Source organism: Streptomyces doebereineriae (assembly GCF_031845645.1).
GTDB lineage: Bacteria > Actinomycetota > Actinomycetes > Streptomycetales > Streptomycetaceae > Streptomyces > Streptomyces canus.
Window position 1 is genome coordinate 1 of the sequence record NZ_JAVREZ010000235.1, and the last position, 465, is coordinate 465.

1 protein-coding gene is annotated in these 465 nt (G+C 57.0%); it reads left to right on the top strand.

Annotated elements, in window-relative coordinates:
- Positions 1-258: 258 nt before the first annotated feature.
- Positions 259-465 (top strand): Hsp20/alpha crystallin family protein (locus tag RNB18_RS51635; protein ID WP_311721013.1); only part of this gene is annotated, 207 nt, incomplete at its 3' end.

Sequence of the window (465 nt, forward strand, 5' to 3'; positions counted from 1 at the left end):
TATGAAAACCTCCCACCGAATCCCACGTCTTTGACATGCACCGATCACCGAAAGATGGTCAGAAAATGTCTAGCACTCATCATGGTCGAGTGCTAATATCGGCGGTGCACAGTGATTGGCTGCCTGCCAAGGTGGCGGGCTCTGAGACGTTACGGGAGGTGAATTACTGTGCTTCGTTTTGATCCGTTCAGCGACCTTGATGTTTTGACCAGGAGTTTGCTGTCAGGTGATTCCGGGTCAACTCGCACACCGCGATTCATGCCGATGGACCTCTGCAAGATCGGTGACCACTACGTTCTGACGGCCGACCTTCCGGGAATCGATCCGGGCTCGGTGGACGTCAACGTCGACAACGGCACCCTGACCATCTCGGCGCATCGAACCGCACGCACGGAGGAGTCCGTCCAATGGCTGGCGAATGAGCGGTTCTTCGGCAGCTACCGACGCCAGTTGTCGCTCGGCGAC